The sequence below is a fragment of the Bacillus sp. PK3_68 genome (assembly GCF_003600835.1).
Classification (GTDB): domain Bacteria; phylum Bacillota; class Bacilli; order Bacillales; family Domibacillaceae; genus Pseudobacillus.
Map to the genome: position 1 here is coordinate 2,167,954 of NZ_NQYC01000001.1, position 19,045 is coordinate 2,186,998.

The window sequence follows — 19,045 nt, forward strand, 5'->3', positions numbered from 1 at the left end:
CCTGTTTTGCTGGCTCTCTAAACGCTTTTCCCTCTAACCTTGTACATAGCTTTTGCTTTATTTTTACAGAGACTTAGATATATTAGTCAATCGATTCTTCTTTTGGTAAAATAAAATAATGATTTAACTATCCCACACTGCACTTAATTGAAATTTCTCCAAGGGAGCGTAAAGATATATGATTTCGTTTTTTAAAAAGCTGGGCGATTCAAATGATCAGCGTTTAAAGAAGTATTACAAAACAGTAGAAGAGATCAATGCGCTGGAAGCTGATTTTGAAAAGCTTTCAGATGAGGAATTAGCACATATGACCGTCGTCTTCAAAGAAAGGCTCGCAAACGGTGCAACCGTTGACGAAATCAAGGCGGAAGCCTTCGCTGTGGTCCGCGAAGCTTCTAAACGCGTGCTTGGCATGCGTCACTACGATGTGCAGCTAATTGGCGGAATGGTGCTTACAGAGGCAAATATCGCTGAAATGGCGACAGGTGAAGGGAAAACTCTCGTCGCTTCTTTACCAAGCTATTTGCGTGCTCTAGAAGGAAAAGGTGTACACGTTATTACAGTTAACGATTACTTGGCAAGCCGTGACCGGGAGACCATCGGCCCGCTTCATGAATTCCTCGGATTGACAGTCGGTCTCAACTTGCCGCTGATGGATCCTGCTGAAAAACAAAAAGCTTATAAGGCCGATATTACGTATGGAGTCGGCACGGAATTCGGGTTTGATTATTTGCGTGACAATATGGTATGGCACCCTTCTCAGCGTGTGCAACGCCCATACCACTTTGCGATTATTGATGAAGTAGACAGTGTCTTAATTGATGAAGCGAAAACACCGCTGATTATTGCTGGTAAAATGCCGGCAAGCGCTGATCTTCATGTTATTGGGGCCCGTGTTGCCAGCCGTTTTGTGAAGGACGAAGATTACCATTTGGATGACGAGACAAAGGCGGTCAGCCTCACTGAGCAAGGGATTGAAAAAGTAGAAAAAGCGTTTGGTATCGATAATTTGTACGAGCTAGAACACCAGACATTGTATCATTATATGATCCAAGCTGTGCGTGCCCATGTCATGTTTGAACGGGATGTTGATTATATTGTGAAAGACGGAAAGATTTTGCTCGTTGATATGTTCACTGGGCGAACAATGGAAGGCCGAACATTGAGTGATGGACTCCATCAGGCAATTGAAGCAAAAGAAGGCTTGGAGATCACCGATGAAAACAAAACACAAGCCTCCATTACCATCCAAAATTACTTCCGAATGTACCCTTATCTTTCCGGCATGACAGGTACAGCAAAAACAGAAGAAAAAGAATTCCAGCAAGTGTACAACATGCAGGTCATTCAAATCCCTACAAACCGCCCTAAACAACGGATAGATAGACCAGATAATATTTATGTGACGGAAGAAGTAAAATATAAAGCAGTAACAGAAGAAGTAAAAAAGCGGCACGCCACGGGCCAGCCAGTCCTCGTCGGCACGACCTCTATTCTTCAATCGGAAAAAGTAGCTGAATATTTTAAAGAAGCTGGACTGTCTTTTGAACTGCTCAATGCAAAAAGTGTAGAGCAAGAAGTTGAGCTCATCTCCAGATCTGGTCAAAAAAAACATATTACAATTGCTACTAATATGGCTGGGCGTGGCACGGACATTCTTTTAGGCGAAGGAGTTGCCGAGCTTGGCGGACTCTTCGTGCTAGGGACCGAACGCCATGAAAGCCGCCGGATTGATAACCAGCTCAAAGGCCGCTCTGGCCGGCAAGGAGATCCGGGAGAGAGCCAGTTCTTTATCTCACTAGAAGACACGATGTTCCGCCGCTTTGCGAAAGAAGATATAGAAAAACTCGAGAAAAAACTGCAAACAGATGCCGATGGAATTGTGCTCAACAAAAAGATGCATGAATTTGTAGACCGTGTTCAGCGCATCGTAGAAGGCGCCAATTTTTCTATGCGCGAATATAATTTAAAGCTGGATGACGTAATTAACGAACAGCGCGGCATTATATTCGGCCTTCGCAATAAGGCGGTTGATTTAGATGAACATTTTGACCGTTTTCTCTCTATTCTGCAGGAAGCTGTGCGCAATGAAATAGACCGCCTTTGCCCCGAGGACGAACCTTCTGATGAATGGCAGGTGGACCAACTGGCAGGCAATATCAGTGCTTTGCTAGGCAGCCGCCCGGTTCAGCTACCGGAAGAAGTCATAAACAGAAAAGAAATCGAAGAGGTTGTGGAGCAGTCTTTATCTGCCTATGTATCAGCACTTACTGCAGCGTACCAAACAGAATGGGATGAATACATTAAGCGCATTATTCTCTCCACAATCGACCGGCTCTGGGTCGAACATCTAGAGAATATGACTCGTTTAAAAGAAGGAATTGGCCTTCGCTATTACCAACAGGAAGATCCAATGAGAATTTATGCACGCGAGGGGCTTCAGCTGTTTACAGATATGCACCATCAGCTCCAAAAAGAAATTGCCATCCAATTCGGCCATCTCGTTAAGGAATTAAATAGTGAGGAGTTGCAATAATTATGTTTTCATTTTTTAAAAAGAAGCAAAGCGATTCAGATCAATTGAAGAATGATGGACGTGAAAGTGCCATCGCATCAAGCGAATTAACAGATAGCACAGCTGCAGAATCTGCTGAAGAAGTAGAAACTGAGCTGTCTATTCATCCATCGTCTACTATCCCTAAAGAACAAATGTATGTCTTGCGCTTTTTAAACAACGAACTCCCGCCTTTAAAAGCGAACCAGCTGTCCCTATCCGGCATTGAATGGGATGAGCAGCCAGAAGGACTAGCTGTCTCCGCTTTCGTGCGCAACTCTGTTGAGAAAGGCATTCAGCTCGGCAAGGTGCCTCTCTTATTGATTAATGAGAAAAATGAGGTTAAAGCCAGACATGAGTTTAATCTGGCAGAAATAGGCGAAATTCCTGCTAAAAGCAGCCGGCCGTGGACATTTATTTTTCCTGCCTCGTCCATTGAAAAACAAGTAGGCCTAGAGAAAGAAAATTGGACATTAGCTTTTGATTTAACATCTAAGGAGCATAAGTTGGATTTGGCTGATTCCTGGAAGGAAGCTTTACCGGAAGCAGAACAAGAAAAACTCCAGCAGATTGTTGAACAGCTTGGTGATCCGGGGAAAAATGAATTGAATTTTACCGGGCTCCAGGCAAGACGAGCGGAGGATGGTACATTCCATGTTACTGTTCTCATTCGCAATGGGTATGACCGCTCGATCAATATTGAACAGCTGCCGTTGCAAGTATTGGATAGCCACAAGGAGATCATTGCCGAAGGGCAATTTAACGTAGGAAATCTGGAAATCAAAGCAAATACAACAAAGCCATGGTCCTTTATTTTTCCAAAAGAGCTATTAAAAAATGAAACTCCTGATCTTTCAAGATGGAGCGTACACGTGAAAAGCAACTAACTTGTTCACTTCTAATCTTTAAAGCTGTCAGCATCCAACTGACAGCTTTTTATATTTAATCGAAGAAATAAGCAGCGATCATTTGGCGCTAAAAATAAAAAAAGAGGCTTTATGAAAGCCTCTTTTCTATTCTTATTTAGCTTGAAATATTTCTAAAATAGCAGAAACTGTTCTTTCTCGGCCGTCTGAAGGTATGTTCAATACTTTCGCCTTGCTAGAACCGATGGCACGGCCAGCCATTGTGGTTGACCCTCCGCCGTCCAAATTTAATGCTTGATAGCCACCCAAGCTTTTTAAGTAGCCGGCAAATTCCATTAGTGTCATGCCTGCACTTCTTTTTTGACGGCCGTCCACAGTGACAAAATACACCTTTTTCCCCGAACGATCAACCATTACGGCCGAGCGCGGCGCCCTTGCACGTGCATTGGGACTCTTTGTTGACATGGTCATCGCTACTTTCCCTTTTTGAACAAGCAGCGGGCCACTGGCTAGCATGAAACGGCTGTCCTTCCATTTTTCTTCCGGATTAATTGTTAATGAAACAGGATCTCCTGTCTTCAATGATTTCAATAACTGAGTTTTCTCTCCATGCGCTGATAGCACAAATCCATTTTTAGGGATCACGGAGCTTGAACGCTCGCCATATTTTCTAATAGCTGTTACCTTTCCTGTAACAGGCTCACCGAATTTTGCACCTGGATCCAGCGGATGATCAAGACCCTCGACCGTCACTTCATAGCCATACGGGTTCGTTCTTGTATTGTTGAACTTCATACTTCTTGTATAAAGAATCAACTCTTCTTGTTCACGGGATTCATTATAGCCTGTTATAGGAAAAGCAGCCTTTTTCGAATTTGCGGTCATAGACAACCGGAAACGGTCAATCATCGCTGCCCCGTCTTTCTTCACACCGAATGCAGCCGGCACATACATATAATCCGTGTTTTTATTCGATACGGCTCCCAGATTGTCCAGTTTGTTCTCTTTAACAAGTAAATAAGCCGGCTCTCTCGTACTAAAATGGAAAAAGGAAGCATTAATCGCTCCAAGCTGTCTCTGCCCTGTCGGCATTTGGCGGTTAGATAAAGCAGATACTTTATTAAGACGATAATACGGCATGGGCAGATGATAAGAGATGCTGTGTCCCCTTTTCGTTAAGTCTGCTGCCATAATATTAATCGACTGATATTTCCCATTCACTTTTGTATAGACATGTCTCCAATTGACGCTATTGCTCAATGCTGTTGTTTTAGCCAGACTCTCCATCGGGAAAGCTAGCAGCAGGACAAGCAAAAAAAGCAGCAGTCCTGTTTTTTTCTTTCGCAAAACTATGTCCCCCTCTTTTTCTAAACTAGTACAATTATACCAAACTGCCAATCTATCTTGACCACTTTTTCCCAAAAAGAAAAAGCATCTGCTCATTAAGAGCAGATGCTTCCGGGCCATCCAACCGTTGCCACTTCATTATTGTCAAATTACAAAACAGAAAACTATACTTTTATTGTACCATATCTCTTCATTTTCACAAGAAATATTTTCATTTACTGGATATAATATCTTAAAGCGAGAAAATAACGTGTCATTGTATTCATTTGGTGATTATAGTATGATTAGTTCGCTATTATTTTCCGATGTTTTTTGGAGGAGATCCACTTGATTTTTAATTCATTTGAATTTATTTTTCTGTTTCTTCCTATTGTTTTATTGGTTTACTTCCTATTTAATAATTGGAGTTTTACACTTGCTAAAGCATGGCTTCTTGGCGGTTCCTTATTTTTCTATGCTTGGTGGAACCCGCTATACTTACCGCTCATTCTTTGTTCACTCGTTGTAAATTTTATCGTCGGTACATTGCTTGGCAAACAATATTCTGTTTCCAGAAAAAAATTAATTTTAACGAGCGGCATTATCTTCAACGTTGTCCTGCTCGGCTATTTTAAATACTATGATTTTTTCATGGAAAATATCAATTTCCTATTTAATGAATCTATTCCTTTGAAACAACTGATTTTGCCGCTGGCCATTTCTTTTTATACGTTTCAGCAAATCGGTTATTTAGTGGATTCTTTTCGCGGCGAAACAAAAGGATACAATTTTTTAGACTACTGTTTGTTTGTTACATTCTTTCCGCAGTTGATTGCCGGTCCGATTGTTCATCACAGTCAAGTAATGGGACAGTTCCAGCAAAAGGAAAACCGCCGATTAAATCCGCAGAATTTTGCGCTTGGATTGCTTATATTTAGCATCGGTTTGTTTAAAAAAGTCATCATTGCTGATTCTTTCGCAGTCTGGGCTAACAAAGGATATGCACTAGCTGATCAGTTGACATTTGTGGATGGATGGATGACAGCACTCGCTTATACGTTCCAGCTTTATTTCGATTTTAGCGGCTACTCTGATATGGCAATTGGTGCTGGCCTGTTATTTAATATTCATTTGCCTAAGAACTTCTTTTCTCCTTACAAAGCGCTCGATATTCAGGATTTTTGGAGGAGATGGCACATTACGTTAAATACCTTTTTAACTCAGTATATTTATATTCCGCTCGGTGGCAGCCGCAAAGGAGCGGCTAGGACTTATATCAATATACTGATCATTTTCTTCATAAGTGGTTTTTGGCACGGAGCCGGCTGGACCTTTATCATTTGGGGAATGATGCACGGGATAGCAAGCGTTATTGCTCGTGCATGGAAACGCGCTGGGCATTCGATGAATAAATGGCTTGCCTGGTTTATTACCTTTAACTTCGTAAATCTATCATGGGTATTCTTCCGATCTCCTGATTTTGAAACGGCCCTCCATGTATTAAAGAGCATGTTTGGGCTTAATGGCGTCTATTTACCTAAAGAAGTGATTGAAGCGTTACATATTCCGCTTGGCAGTCCGGTTTTATTTAATTTTGAACTCGGCAGTTCATTCCTAGAGGTACTGCTTTACATTATTGGCGGTTTTCTCATTGTTTTATTTGCTAAAAACTCCATTCAATGGAGAGATGAGTTTGAGCCTAAAAAAACCATCGCTTTGTATGCTTCTGTTCTTTTTCTTTATTCTGTGATGCAATTACAACAAGTGACCGCTTTCCTCTATTTTAACTTTTAAGGTGGATCATCATGAAACAAGCTAAGCAATTTATCGTTATTTTTTTTCTCCCTGTTATTTTTGTTTTGAGTGGAATGGCTGCTTTTAACTTTTATATAGATCCCTATTGGACCTATGGGCATAATCACTCGTACAATGATCATCAAATATCTGTGGATGAACGGGAGCAAAAGACAAACCGAATTTACTTTCAGGATTTTTCCTACGATACTATTATTCTCGGGAGCAGCCGGACGACCTATATTAATCAAAATCGTTTTAAAGGCATGAAAGCTTATAATTTTGCTGTAAACAACATGTCCATTAGAGAATATGATACTTTTTTGCAATTTGCAAAGGAGCAAAGCACACAAAAGGTTAAACGCGTTATTATTGGCGTTGATTTTTTCAAATCTAGCATCCAGGAAAGTGAACAGCCCATTTCTTTGAAAAACTATGAAGCCAAAGTGCAGCAGCGATTTTACCGTGCCAGAAACTTGATTTCTTCAGACATTTTCAAGTACTCTCTGCAAAACTTTAACATGTCCAAAAGCAATGAGGTCAATGACCTGCGTGTCTATGACCGCTATAATGTGGCCTCTGCTAAAAATATCAATACAAAAGAAAAACTAAAGAACACATCAGAAAAGATTGAACGGTTTCGAGATGAGTTTTACGGAAGAAATTATCAATATAACCCAAGATATAAAGAATATTTAATGCTCTTTAAAAAACGCCACCCGGATGTTGAATTTATTATTTTTACCACGCCGATTTCAGCGAAGCTCTTTCAAACCATGGTTGAAGAAGGGCAACTGGATGATTATGAACGCTGGCTGCGTGATGTAACGGATGTGTTTGGCGGCGTGTACAATTTTATGTATCCCAATAAGGTAACACTTGACCTTGATAATTATCTTGATGGCCACCACTTCTATCCACATGTTGGCGATCAAATTGCAAACCGCATCTTGCAAGGACCTGATGTAAAAAACAGCTCGTTTGGTGTATATGTAACAAATCAAACGATTGACGATCACCTAAGAAAAGTCGAGCAACTGGCAAGATAAGAAATTGCTTTAGAGGGCCAACTTTTATATCTAACTGGCTTTATATAAAGCTTCCTTCCTATTTAAATAACAAGCAAGGAGATGGGATACACATCCCATCTCCTTTATTAATAGAACCGCTTAAAGCTGTCAAACCGCTGTTTAAAGTATGAGTTATCTAAACTTGTAATGGTAATCCCTGGGAGGAGCTTGCCTGAATAAATTGATTGCCTCCTATATATATCCCCATATGCGAGATTCCTTTTTTATACGTATTCGCAAAGAAAACAAGATCTCCTACTTGCGGCTTGCTCACCAAATAAGAACGACTGTAATAGCCATCTGTACTTGTTCTAGGGATATTCTTCCCGGCTTTGTTAAAAACATAATAAATAAAACCGCTGCAGTCAAAGCCCGAGGGCTGAGCGCCTCCCCAGACATATGGGGTACCGAGATGCTTTTTAGATTCCGCAATTAAGGCCGTGATGGAAAAAGACGTACCGGAAGAATCGGGCTTGTTAGAAGATGGCTTATCCTCTTCTGTTGCCCCGCCTGCTACCTTCAGTTTTTGACCAACGAATATGACGTCAGACGTTAGTTTATTCAGCTGTTTCAACTTAGCTACACTCATTTTATATTTTTTTGCAATTAAGCTTAAGGAGTCCCCACTTTTTACTGTATAAGTGCCCGTGGTAGAAGGGTTTGTTACAGGTAAAGTTGGAGTCGGCTTTGGTGTTGATGGCTTCGGTGTAGTAGTCGCCGGCTTGCCGCTTACTTTTAATTTCTGACCAACGAATATGACGTCAGACGTTAAGTTATTCAGCTGTTTTAATTGCGCTACACTCATCTTATATTTTTTAGCAATCAAGCTCAATGAGTCCCCACTTTTTACTGTATAAGTGCCTGCTGACGGCGGATTCGTTACAGGAGTGGTTGGTTTTGAAGCTGGTGGCACAGTAGCAGGCGGCTTTGATTGGCCACTTACTTTTAACTTTTGACCGACGAATATTATATCGGACGTTAAGTTATTCAACTGCTTTAGTTGCGCTATGCTCATTTTATGATTTTTAGCAATTAAGCTTAAGGAGTCGCCGCTTTTTACTGTATAGGTTCCCTTAGCAGCAGGCGTCGTTACAGGCGCAGTTGGTTTGGGTGCTGCTGGCGTGACAACAGCTGGCTTGCCGCTTACCTTCAGTTTTTGACCGGCATAAATCATATGAGACGTCAGCCCATTCAACTTTTGCAGCTCGGCGACTGTCATATGATGCGCTTTGGCGATGGCACTGAGTGAATCACCGCTTTTTATCGTGTAAGTGCCTGAGGAAGCTATTTTAGTAGTCATCGTGGACGGTTGACTCTTTGAAAGCGGCTGGCCGCTTACTTTTAGTGTTTGGCCGGCATAAACTGTGTTGTTTTTGAGATCATTCAACTCTCGCAGCTGGGCAGAATCCATCTGATAGGCTTTTGCGATCGCTCCTAATGTATCGCCATTTTGAACTATGTAGGTTCCTGTAGCGACCACCTGCTTGGCGCCGGCCTCAACTGCAGGCTTTGCTGCTTTTGTATGAGATTCCGCCGAAGGCAGCGGGCGCTGAACAGCAGGCGGCTGACTAGCGGCAGCCTCTCCGGTCACTTTCAACTCTTGACCGATCACAATATTCTGGTCTTGGAGCTCATTCATTTGCTGTATCTCTGCTTCATTCATTCCATAGAGCTTAGCAATAGAATGGATCGTCTCCCCCTCTTTGACAATATGGGTTCTTGTAGAAATAGTGACAGCGCTCTTAGATACCTGCAAGATCTGGTTTTCCTGCAAGTCACTCGTTTTTAAGCCGTTTAACTCCTTGAGCATATCGACATCCATTTCATATTGCTTGGCAATGCTGTACAATGTTTCACCGGGTTTGACGACATGCTGTTCAGCCGCATGAACGACGGTAGCCGCTCCCGCCCCGGTGGAAAGAAAAGCAGCTGTTGATAGTGTAAATAAACTTTTTCTCATCTCAAACCCCTTATCACCGGAAAAATCCGTTTTCTTTTTTAATATCGGTTATCTTTCATATTTTTTAATTTCGACAACAAGATCTATACAAATTACTTCTACAAGAGGAAAGGATTACCTTCTAGAATGTAAAAAAAGCCGCCGAAAAAACGGGAAAATCCGCTTTTTCTGGCGACTCACTATTTAAGAGCTTATTTCTTTCCACTTAAGGAAAACTTGCTTGCTTACGCCGATAGCTGCTTTACTTCCCCCTTCCTCTTCAGCCCCTTCTACCATCAAAGCCATAATAAAGGCTGGATTTTTCTGATCGTATGCAACAAAAAGGCCATTTTCTTTGCCGGTTGTTCCCTGTTCCAATTTTATTTCAGCTGTACCCGTCTTACCAGCGAGTGCAAAGCCTGGCATGTCTGCTTCTTTCGCCGTTCCTTTTTGGATAACGAGCCGTAGATCTTGCTTTAACAACGCAGCTGACTCTTTAGAAAGAAGGTCTTTCTTCCATACGTCTGCTTTTTCTCCGACATAAAGCTGCGGCTTCATCATCACACCATCATTTACGATCGCACCATAGGTAGAAGCAAGGTGCAGCATACTTGTCAGCACTTCTCCTTGCCCATATCCTGTATCACCAAGCAAGATCTCTTTATCTAATGATCCACTGTTGGAAATTTGTGACGCCCTTATCGGATAGGCAAACGGGAGTTTTTCAGCGAAGCCAAAGGAACGAAGCCCGTTAGCCATTTTTTCCTTCCCCGCTTCAAGAGCAGTTTGTGCAAAATAAATATTATCAGAGTATATAAACGCTCTCTGAAGATTGATTGGCTCTCCTGGGTCTTTTACCCTTGTTACGGAGTAACTGCCCCACGATGCATCCTTTTGCCAATGAAGGCCTTTAATCGGTCGTTCTTCCGCTGGATCAAGCGTACCAGCCTTCAGCCCGATTGCTGCTGTAATCGGCTTAATGGTTGAACCAGGTGCATACGTAGCGGCGAACCGATTTAAAAGCGGTTTGGCCGGATCATTTTCAAGCTCCTCGTAACGGCTGCCTGACACCCCAAGAACAAATTCATTCGGATCAAATGCTGGGGAGCTGACGAGCGCTAATACTTCACCATTTTTTGGATCAATAGCCGCTGCTGTTCCAGGCTTCCCTTTTAATTGTTCATAAATCGTCTTTTGCATCTCTGCATTGATCGCTACTTTAATATCTTTTCCGTTTTTCGGAGGCTTTTCTGCAACTGTTACTGGTTCACCTTTTTCCTTTTCAATATAAATTCTTTTGCCATCTTGAGCATGGAGCTCCTCTTCCAGCAACTGCTCCAGCCCACGTTTGCCTACCTTGTCTTGTTCACTATACCCTTTTGATTTTAGCTTCTTTAATTCTTCACTGTTAATATCGCCAATATAACCAGTTAAGTGCCCCAAGGCTTCTTTATAAGGATATTGGCGCATCGTTATTTCTTCTACAGCAAATCCTGGTATTGTCCGCAGCTGCTGAAGCTTCTTATTGTCATAGGCAGATATATTTTTCAAAGGGACAAAATGACCAGGCTGCACCCAGCTTTGCTTCAACTGTTTGTCAATAAACTCCGTCTTAATGCCAAGCAACTCGGCTAATTTGCTTTTAGCTGCTGTATCATTATCTATTTCTCCTGCCTTCACTCCTGCTGAATAGCCTTGTCCGTTAACAGCCAATGAATTGCCGTTGCGGTCAAAAATCTGTCCGCGGCTTCCTTTCCTTGTCTCGATTCGAATCTTATCGCCCTCCTCCATTTGCGGGAAGATATAAGAAGGATTCCAATCGATAAACCAGGCTTCTTCCTTATCCGTTTCTTCCTTCTTCAACGTAGCTTTCTTTTTAAAAGAGACAGGGCCGGCACTTGTATCCATTTGGACGTTGATCGGAAGAACGGCTTTTTCCCCCTTCCAATCTTTTTCTTCTTTCGCAAGCGGCGTTACTTTTATACTTTTTATTCCCAAGCTCTTATAGATAGTTTGATAACGGTCAACATAGTCTTCCTTCTTAACCTTTTCTTTCGTAGAAGGAGCTACATAGCTTTTGTACATTTCTGCAAAATTTTGATCATTCCACAACTTTGTATACTCATTCAGCCGCTCCTCCGGTGAAGCCAATTTGTTGCAGCCGGCTAAACTGAAAAGCAACACTAGCAAGCCGGTTAAAAATAGATATTTTCGCATTCTTGCACCCTCCGATTTAAATTCAACATTCTGCCGAATTTCTCTCTCATCGTACTTTCTCCTTATTATAACAAACAAAGCGCCTGACACTTAAGTGCCAGGCGTTATTTGTTTGGCATGGGAAACATAGCTGTGCAGCACCATGCCGATGACAATTAATATCATGCCGGCAATAGAAATAGGGGCCGGTAAAGGGGCCGATAGCAAAGCCATCTCTCCAACAACGGCAAATAAAACTTCTAACGATTGAGTGGCCTCTACGGCTCCCAGCTTGCTCATATTGCCTCTTACAAGGTCAGTCGCGGCAAAAAATAAGACGGTAGCAAAAACGCCTGAAAAAAGAGCGACCAATCCTGATTGCCCAACTTGACTTTTACTAGGCCATCCATCCACGTACATAGCTACTCCTGAGAGGATGAGCCAAAATGGCAAGCTCGCCAGTGTCATACCAAGTACACGTTGGTAAGCATCGAGGCGGTTAGAGCAAACATCCATCATTTTACGATTCCCAAGCGGATAAGCAAATGATGCTACAATAATTGGCAACATGCATAGCAAAACAGCCTCCAAAGACAATTGCCGTGCGTGCTCAGCCTGCATAAGAGCAACCCCGGCTAGTATAATAAATGACATCGCAAGGCCTCTGAATGGAACCTTCCCTCTTACCTCTTTTGGTCCGCTTGGCGTTTGGATTGTTATGTAAAAAAGCGGCACCAAGAGGGAGCCGGAAATGATTGTTACTTGCCATGTACCCGCAATTAGCCATCCCGGTCCATAAGCCGCCGCAAAACAAAGCGGAGCATAAAATAAACCGAACCCAATTGTGCTCCATAATAGCCAGGCAGAGGGGTTCTTTCTCATTTCAGCAAATAGCGGTCTAATCCCCTTGCGACTGCCAACGATTACGGCAAGCAATGGCACCATAAATAAATACCGCAAAGAAGCGCTCCACATCCAGCTGCCTCCTTCTGCATCCATCAGCCGATTTAGCACAAATGTAAAAGCAAAAAAGAAAGCAGAAAGTACACCTAACATAATCGGTCTCATAAGATAGATCCCCCAATAACAAACAAAAACCTCTGCCCTCACTATAACGCACCTTTAATTTCACACGCAATGCTAAATTTTCAGAAAGCAATTGTTTTAACGAATAAAAGCAGCGGGGGATTTTCCCCCGCTGCTGCTTGGTTATGCCCAGTACGCAAGTGAACGCTGTTCGAGCATTTCCCGATTTTGTTCCGTTGTCTTTTTAAGAACCGTTTCGGTTGCCAAATCAACAATGACACCATATCTGCGAATTAAATCTAATTGATCAATTTCTCCGTTGCGATATTTGGAAAGGACACTGTCTACATCTTCTTTCAGCCAGCCTGCACGTGATTCACGGATAAATTGTCTTTCTGCCTTTGTAGCTTCCTCATCAATTTCAAACAGATCAATTTCCCTATCAATCTCATGAATAACAACACCGTAATCTTTCTTTGCGCGTTCAATAGAAACATATTCATCGATCACATCTTCCAGCACAGCTTTCGGGTCACGCTCAAGCGGATCACCAAGTCCGCCACCGCCAGCAGATGGCCTTGTAAATGTGTCACCTTTTTTTAGCTTAACGTTCGAGAAAATGGCACCTAAGAATTGGCCGTCTTCTTTGTCTTTATTTAACCAAGCACCGTGTGGGGTAGACGGAAGTCCGCCAAAGATTCCCCATGTAACGGAGCGGGAGCGGTCACAACAGTAAGACATGACTGTATCATTCGCATCTGTTAAGATCCCGCCTTTTTCTACCCCACAGCCGCCGCGGAATTGACCTGGACCTGCGGAGTCTGTGACGATTTCATGCTTCGTTGTAATGACTGGAGACAGGCGCTCTTGTCCTTCACAAGGCTGGATGCTGAGGCCCACACCAAAAACCGGGGACAGGGCGTTCGCTCCGTCACGCTTATCACGGCCGCCGTGTCCGCCTGCCATCCAGTCATACCACATAAAGTAGTTGTCATAGCCTTGACGCTTATCCCAGCCGCCGATCAATAAATATTCCAGGTTGAAGGAGCAGGCGAGTGCGCGTTCCGGCATCACATGAGACCACAGCTCAAAGCAGGCATTCATAATTTTTTCGTATGCGCCCGAACAGAAGCCAGTAACCGCCACTGGCCAAGCTGCATTCACTACTGAATTTTCCGGCAAGTCCACATGCACTACTCGGTAAAAACCGGAGTTTAACGGGATATCCGGGAAGAATGTTTTTGTGCCGGCATAAGCGGCAGACATCGAAGACCCGAAGGCGGAGTTTAAGAAACAGCCGATATAATCATGGGAACCGGCTAAATCATAAAAAATTTCGTCACCTTTAATCGTCATTTTCACTTTAATTGGAATAAGACCATCGCCTACTTCTGGATCCATATCAATATAATCTGTTGTTTCCCACTCACCATCAGGAAGAGCAGCTACTTTTGCCCGCGCAAGGCGTTCTACATAATCCTGCACCTCCGCAAAAGCAGTTAAAATTGTGTCTAATCCGTATTTCTCCACAAGAGCAAGCAACTGTGTTTCACCCGTCTTTGTAGCCTCTGCTTGGGAGCGTAAATCACCAAGACGCTCTTCCGGAAGACGCATGTTGGAAACAAGAACGTTTGCCACGTCGTGTAAGTATTCGCCTTTTCTCCAAATACGCAGCGGTGGAATTCTCATCCCTTCTCCATAATGGTCTTTTGACGTAATATCGAAAGATCCTGGCACAGAACCGCCCATGTCTGCCCAATGGCCGTTCAACTGCATGAAAGCGATCAACTTATCTTCATAAAACACTGGACGAATCACACGTGTATCGTTAAAATGGGTGCCGCCACGATACGGATCATTAACAATAAAAACGTCTCCCGGGTGAATATCGTCGCCGAAGTCTTCAATGACCGCTTTTGCTGTTAGGTGAAGCGTGCCAACGTGAACAGAAATGTCCTGCGTTCCCTGCATAACAGTATTCCCTTCCGCGTCGCACAAAGCCGCACTAAAATCGCGGTTGTAAATAACGAAGGAATAACAAGTCCTTAAGACTTGCTCGGACATTTGGTCAACTAAATTGACAAAACCATTTTTCAAAACCTCAAATGTAACAGGATCTAACTGGCTCTCAAATACTTTGCTCATATTCCCACCCCTTTTAGTTGGCTAATGTTGGTACTGTCGCGTCTTTTTCTTTTTGGCCTTCTTCTTTTTTTACAAACGACATAATAATGTTGCGATATTCATCTACTTTTACCGTGCAATATGGAGGCACAACAACCGTGGAATCAAGCTGGTCAATAATTGCTGGACCAGAGAATTCAGATAGAACAGGAATTTTCACACGGTCGTAAACAACTGTTTCTGTAAACCCTCCAGCTTCTTCAAAATATACTTCACGGGTTTCTTTCCGTGCGTCTTTTAATGTTCCGGACGGCTCTTCTTTATTGAATTCTGGTTTATTGACTGTTCCGATCGCCTCTACACGCAAGCCGTAAATTTCGATGCCTGTTGCCTCATCTCTGAAGGCGAATTCACGTTCATGCTCTTGATGGAAACGCTCAACTGCATTTTCAAGCGACTGCAGCGGACGATCCACAGTGACAGACAGCGTTCTCCATTGACCGACATAACGCATATCTACATAACGAATTAAATTCATATTTTCCGGCGCAATGCCCTCTTCTTCTAGCAAGCTGATCGCTTCTTTTTCCATTTCAATAAATTCTTTTTCTAAATCCTCTTTCTGAATCTCCGCTACGTTCGCTAAATATGTTTTCGTCACGTCATGGCGCACATCCACAAGCAAACATCCCATCGCTGCTGCCACTCCCGGGTGAGCCGGTACGATGACATGTGGGATCTCCATTTCTTTCGCCAGTTCTGCACCATGCAAGGCACCGGCCCCACCAAAGGCAACAAGTGCAAAGTCACGCGGGTCATAGCCGCGGCGGACAGAGATCAAACGGAGGGCGTCACACATATTTGCGTTGGCCACCTTAATAATCGCATCCGCTGCTTCGTATACGTTGTAATCCAGCTTAGAAGCTACAGTCTTTTCGATCGCTTTAACAGCTGCCTCTTTATCCAGTGTCATCTGGCCGTCAAGAAGCTTTGTGCCTAATCGCCCGAGCACAACGTTTGCATCTGAGTTTGTCGGCTCTGTTCCACCGCGTTGATAGCACGCAGGCCCTGGTACAGCACCAGCACTTTGCGGACCATTCCGTAAAGAACCGCCTTCATCGATCCATGACAAGCTGCCGCCACCAGCCCCAATGGTTAAAATCTCGATGCTCGGGAAGCCGATCGGATAGCCGTACTCAATGTACCAGTCTTTCGTTACACGCAAATCGTTCTCGTACATTAAGGAAATATCCGTACTTGTTCCGCCCATATCCAAACCGATGGCATTTTTAAAGCCGCACATATTAGCAATATGCTTACTTGCAATCGCTCCAGCTGCAATCCCTGAGCTTGCCAGACGGGCTGCATAGCGGGGAACTGTTTCTGACGTCATGACACCGCCTCCGGAATGAAGAACGAGAATGTCTCCTTTATAGCCAATCCCTTTCATTTCTTCTTCCAGTACTTTAATGTACTTGCTGATGGTTGGACCAAGAACAGCGTTTACGATCGTTGTGCTCATCCGCTCATGCTCAAAGATTTCCGGAAGTGTTTCAGACGACGTACAAATGTACACATCTGGCATTTCTGCTTGCAAAATTTCTTTCACGCGCTTTTCATTGTCGCCATTTACATAAGCATTCATGAAACAGATCGCAATGGATTCTACCTGACGCTTTTTCAATATTCGTGCAAGCTCGCGCACTTCATCTTCATTCACTTCTGTCATAATGTTTCCGGAATAATCTACCCGCTCTGTTACCTCAAATCGGTCACGGCGCTTAATATAAGGCTCAGCAACATCGTTATAAGCATCCCACAGATCAAGCTTTGTACCGCGGCGAATTTCCGTCACATCACGAAAGCCTTTCGTCGTAACGAGCGCAGCTTTTGGCAGCTTTCTTTCGATTAAGGCGTTTGTTCCAACCGTTGTTCCATGAGAGAACATCGCAATTTGATCGCCTGTCAGCTTCGCTTTAGCGATTCCGTCCATCATTCCTTTTTCCGGATTAGACGGAGTGGAAGACGTTTTTGTTACATAGATTTTCCCTGTTTTTTCATCGAATACGAATACGTCCGTAAATGTTCCCCCAACATCAACAGCTACATGATATTTACTCACTTGATCGCCTCCAGTATTTATTAAAAAAATAAATTTATTTATTAATTGATCGCTGATCCCTTTTAGTGCTTTTCGGCACCACCTCCTAAATTGAACAGCCTGAAATAGACGAAATATTCTGAATTTATTTTTGGCAGCAAGCGACTCGTCACGCTTGCTGGACATTTATTTTTACTTTTTCAATGAGCTGTTCTTTTTGACGGCGTAATTGAAACGCCTGTTCCACTGTCACAGCATGAAAACGGACAACCGCTTGTGGCCTCGCTTGAGAAAGTACACTAATATCCGAACTAATCACAGTTCCTGTTGTCACAAAGCCGCCTCCACCTGTGCCGTCATTCAACAGAATGATCAATTCCTCTTCATTTGGCACAATGACTCCGCCGATCGGATAAGGAATATCCACAATGTTTCCCGGACTGTTTCCCGATCCGAACGGAGCTGCTTCTTGGATATAACGAACACGCTCTCCGTGCAGGCGGTAGGCTACCCGGTTAGATTGCGGATGAATTTTCCACTCATTATTGAGCAGACCTGTTAGCCCTTCATCACTGATTCTTTCACTGGCAATGCCTAATACGAGATGAATATCAAGCTGCCGGCTAAAGACTGGCTTCATTTCATTTGATATACTTCTTCCGACCTGACGATGAACTCCCGGGAGCGGCTCATTGAGCGGGAGCTGGTCGCCTTTCAAAAGCTTTCGACCGAGCACACCGGGAAATCCACTGGCGAAACAAGCAGAACGGCTGCCAAGCATTTCAGGAGTAGCAAGCCCGCCGGAAACAGTCAGATATGTAAAAATCCCTTCATAAATTTTCCCTACCGCTAGCACATCTCCGGAAGATACAGCTACCGGCTGCCAGAGTGGCAGCTTTTCTCCGTTTAGCTTCGCTTCTGCCGGTGCTCCGGTGAGCACGATGACTGTCTTTTTCCGAAACTCAATGACTGGACCTTCCAGCATTATTTCCAAGCCAGCGTAATCAGGAGGATTGCCAAGAAGGGCATTTCCCAATAAAAAAGAATGTTTATCTGCCGCTCCTGACGGAGGCACTCCCATATGGTAATGCCCAAAACGGCCGGTGTCTTGAATCGTTGTCTTTAAGCCTGGTTCCAGGATATGAAGCACAGTTAAAATCCCTCCATCAGTTGAGAAATGTAATGGATGCCGTTTTCATCATATTGCTCGGCAGAAAATTGAATGGGCTTTACCTTATACTCATATGTGCGCTTTTCCACCTCTTCACGAATGTTATAATACTCGGCTTCTGTTACCGGTCGATATTTCCATAAGTCTCCCGGTTTGGCGAGAAAGAATGAATCTCGGAAGATGGGCAGGCTTTGTCCTGTATCATACACAGGGACTGCTGATACACCGATTAGCTGGTAGCTTCCAGTAGATTCCGATGGGTAAACGACGGTGAACGCACCGCCTATGCCTAGGGCCTCGCTCGGTGTATACGGACGCGGACTAGAATATTTCGGTGCTTGAATAATGCGATTTTGCGGCACACCGAGCGGAAATCCCCACGCGGTTCCAGGCTTAAACCCTAGTGATGTAATGAAATACGGCGGAGATGAATGGGCAGTGATAAAGGCCTCTACATCCGTAAATCCATTCGTTCTCATGACATATGCAAAGTCATCTCCCTCTGCTTCTGGCTGCAAATGCTGATATTTCTCTATCGTCTTCTTTGTCACTTTGTCGTTGTACCAAACAGGGATTTCAATGATCCGGCTGCTAAAATGCAATTCCGAACGATCACTCTTCTGCTGATCAATTTCTTGTAAATAATCAAGCAAATGATAAGGAGAAATGACATTCGGATCATAGCGGATCAAATAAGAGGCATTACTTGGATACACTTCAATCATGCCAGGAATATTGCGTTGTCTTAATTCATTTGTGATGGAAATGGCTTTGAAATTGCTCTCAATTCTCATTTCTGTTGAAATTTCTGCGTAAATATATTCATCACCGCAAAAATCAAATTTCGTTTCCGGAAAAATTAACACGTTGTTGTCTCC

General features: G+C 43.4%; 12 protein-coding genes. 4 read left to right on the forward strand and 8 right to left on the reverse strand.

The genetic code is table 11. The annotated features are described in order from the left end of the window. Positions 1 to 178 precede the first annotated feature (178 nt). Positions 179 to 2,536 carry an accessory Sec system translocase SecA2 gene (gene secA2 / locus CJ483_RS11265; RefSeq protein ID WP_120034970.1) on the forward strand — a complete coding sequence of 786 codons (2,358 nt, stop codon included), beginning with the start codon at positions 179 to 181 and terminating at the stop codon, positions 2,534 to 2,536. Between the two features lie 2 nt (positions 2,537 to 2,538). After that, positions 2,539 to 3,441: an accessory Sec system S-layer assembly protein gene (locus tag CJ483_RS11270; protein WP_120034972.1), complete on the forward strand. Its 903-nt coding sequence runs from the start codon at positions 2,539 to 2,541 to the stop codon at positions 3,439 to 3,441. A gap of 132 nt (positions 3,442 to 3,573) precedes the next feature. Here the strand turns inward: CJ483_RS11270 and CJ483_RS11275 are convergent, their stop codons facing one another. Then, entirely contained in the window at positions 3,574 to 4,767 is a 1,194-nt protein-coding gene (locus tag CJ483_RS11275) for a phosphodiester glycosidase family protein (protein ID WP_182917024.1), read from the reverse strand. A gap of 327 nt (positions 4,768 to 5,094) precedes the next feature. Between CJ483_RS11275 and CJ483_RS11280 the strand changes: the two genes are divergently transcribed. Together CJ483_RS11280 and CJ483_RS11285 are read left to right on the forward strand one after the other, a co-directional pair. Beyond that, a complete protein-coding gene (locus CJ483_RS11280) occupies positions 5,095 to 6,540 on the forward strand; it encodes an MBOAT family O-acyltransferase (RefSeq protein ID WP_120034976.1) in 1,446 nt (481 codons plus the stop codon). An 11-nt stretch (positions 6,541 to 6,551) separates the two neighbouring features. Continuing rightward, on the forward strand, positions 6,552 to 7,589 hold the full coding sequence (locus tag CJ483_RS11285) for a hypothetical protein (RefSeq protein WP_120034978.1): 1,038 nt from the start codon (positions 6,552 to 6,554) through the stop codon (positions 7,587 to 7,589). Between the two features lie 157 nt (positions 7,590 to 7,746). Here CJ483_RS11285 and CJ483_RS11290 read toward each other — a convergent pair whose 3' ends face one another. The 7 genes from CJ483_RS11290 to CJ483_RS11320 form a co-directional block, all read right to left on the reverse strand. Further along, positions 7,747 to 9,570, reverse strand: a complete 1,824-nt coding sequence (locus tag CJ483_RS11290; protein ID WP_120034980.1) for a C40 family peptidase — start codon at positions 9,568 to 9,570, stop codon at positions 7,747 to 7,749. 183 nt (positions 9,571 to 9,753) lie between these two features. Then, positions 9,754 to 11,766: a penicillin-binding transpeptidase domain-containing protein gene (locus CJ483_RS11295; protein ID WP_120034982.1), complete on the reverse strand. Its 2,013-nt coding sequence runs from the start codon at positions 11,764 to 11,766 to the stop codon at positions 9,754 to 9,756. A gap of 90 nt (positions 11,767 to 11,856) precedes the next feature. After that, entirely contained in the window at positions 11,857 to 12,813 is a 957-nt protein-coding gene (locus tag CJ483_RS11300) for a DMT family transporter (protein WP_120034984.1), read from the reverse strand. Between the two features lie 141 nt (positions 12,814 to 12,954). Continuing rightward, on the reverse strand, positions 12,955 to 14,916 hold the full coding sequence (locus CJ483_RS11305; RefSeq protein ID WP_120034986.1) for a hydantoinase B/oxoprolinase family protein: 1,962 nt from the start codon (positions 14,914 to 14,916) through the stop codon (positions 12,955 to 12,957). Between the two features lie 13 nt (positions 14,917 to 14,929). After that, positions 14,930 to 17,017: a hydantoinase/oxoprolinase family protein gene (locus tag CJ483_RS11310; RefSeq protein WP_182917025.1), complete on the reverse strand. Its 2,088-nt coding sequence runs from the start codon at positions 17,015 to 17,017 to the stop codon at positions 14,930 to 14,932. A 148-nt stretch (positions 17,018 to 17,165) separates the two neighbouring features. After that, a complete protein-coding gene (locus tag CJ483_RS11315) occupies positions 17,166 to 18,146 on the reverse strand; it encodes a 5-oxoprolinase subunit C family protein (RefSeq protein ID WP_120034990.1) in 981 nt (326 codons plus the stop codon). A 2-nt stretch (positions 18,147 to 18,148) separates the two neighbouring features. Next, positions 18,149 to 19,033 (reverse strand): 5-oxoprolinase subunit B family protein, encoded by an 885-nt coding sequence (locus CJ483_RS11320; RefSeq protein ID WP_120034999.1) that lies wholly within the window; start codon positions 19,031 to 19,033, stop codon positions 18,149 to 18,151. Positions 19,034 to 19,045: the final 12 nt, after the last annotated feature.

Excerpts from the sequence above, each read along its gene's own strand:
- secA2 (WP_120034970.1), top strand. The coding sequence starts at position 179 with ATGATTTCGTTTTTTAAAAAGCTGGGCGATTCAAATGATCAGCGTTTA.
- CJ483_RS11270 (WP_120034972.1), top strand. The coding sequence starts at position 2,539 with ATGTTTTCATTTTTTAAAAAGAAGCAAAGCGATTCAGATCAATTGAAG.
- CJ483_RS11285 (WP_120034978.1), top strand. The coding sequence starts at position 6,552 with ATGAAACAAGCTAAGCAATTTATCGTTATTTTTTTTCTCCCTGTTATT.
- CJ483_RS11290 (WP_120034980.1), bottom strand. The coding sequence starts at position 9,570 with ATGAGAAAAAGTTTATTTACACTATCAACAGCTGCTTTTCTTTCCACC.
- CJ483_RS11295 (WP_120034982.1), bottom strand. The coding sequence starts at position 11,766 with ATGCGAAAATATCTATTTTTAACCGGCTTGCTAGTGTTGCTTTTCAGT.
- CJ483_RS11300 (WP_120034984.1), bottom strand. The coding sequence starts at position 12,813 with ATGAGACCGATTATGTTAGGTGTACTTTCTGCTTTCTTTTTTGCTTTT.
- CJ483_RS11305 (WP_120034986.1), bottom strand. The coding sequence starts at position 14,916 with ATGAGCAAAGTATTTGAGAGCCAGTTAGATCCTGTTACATTTGAGGTT.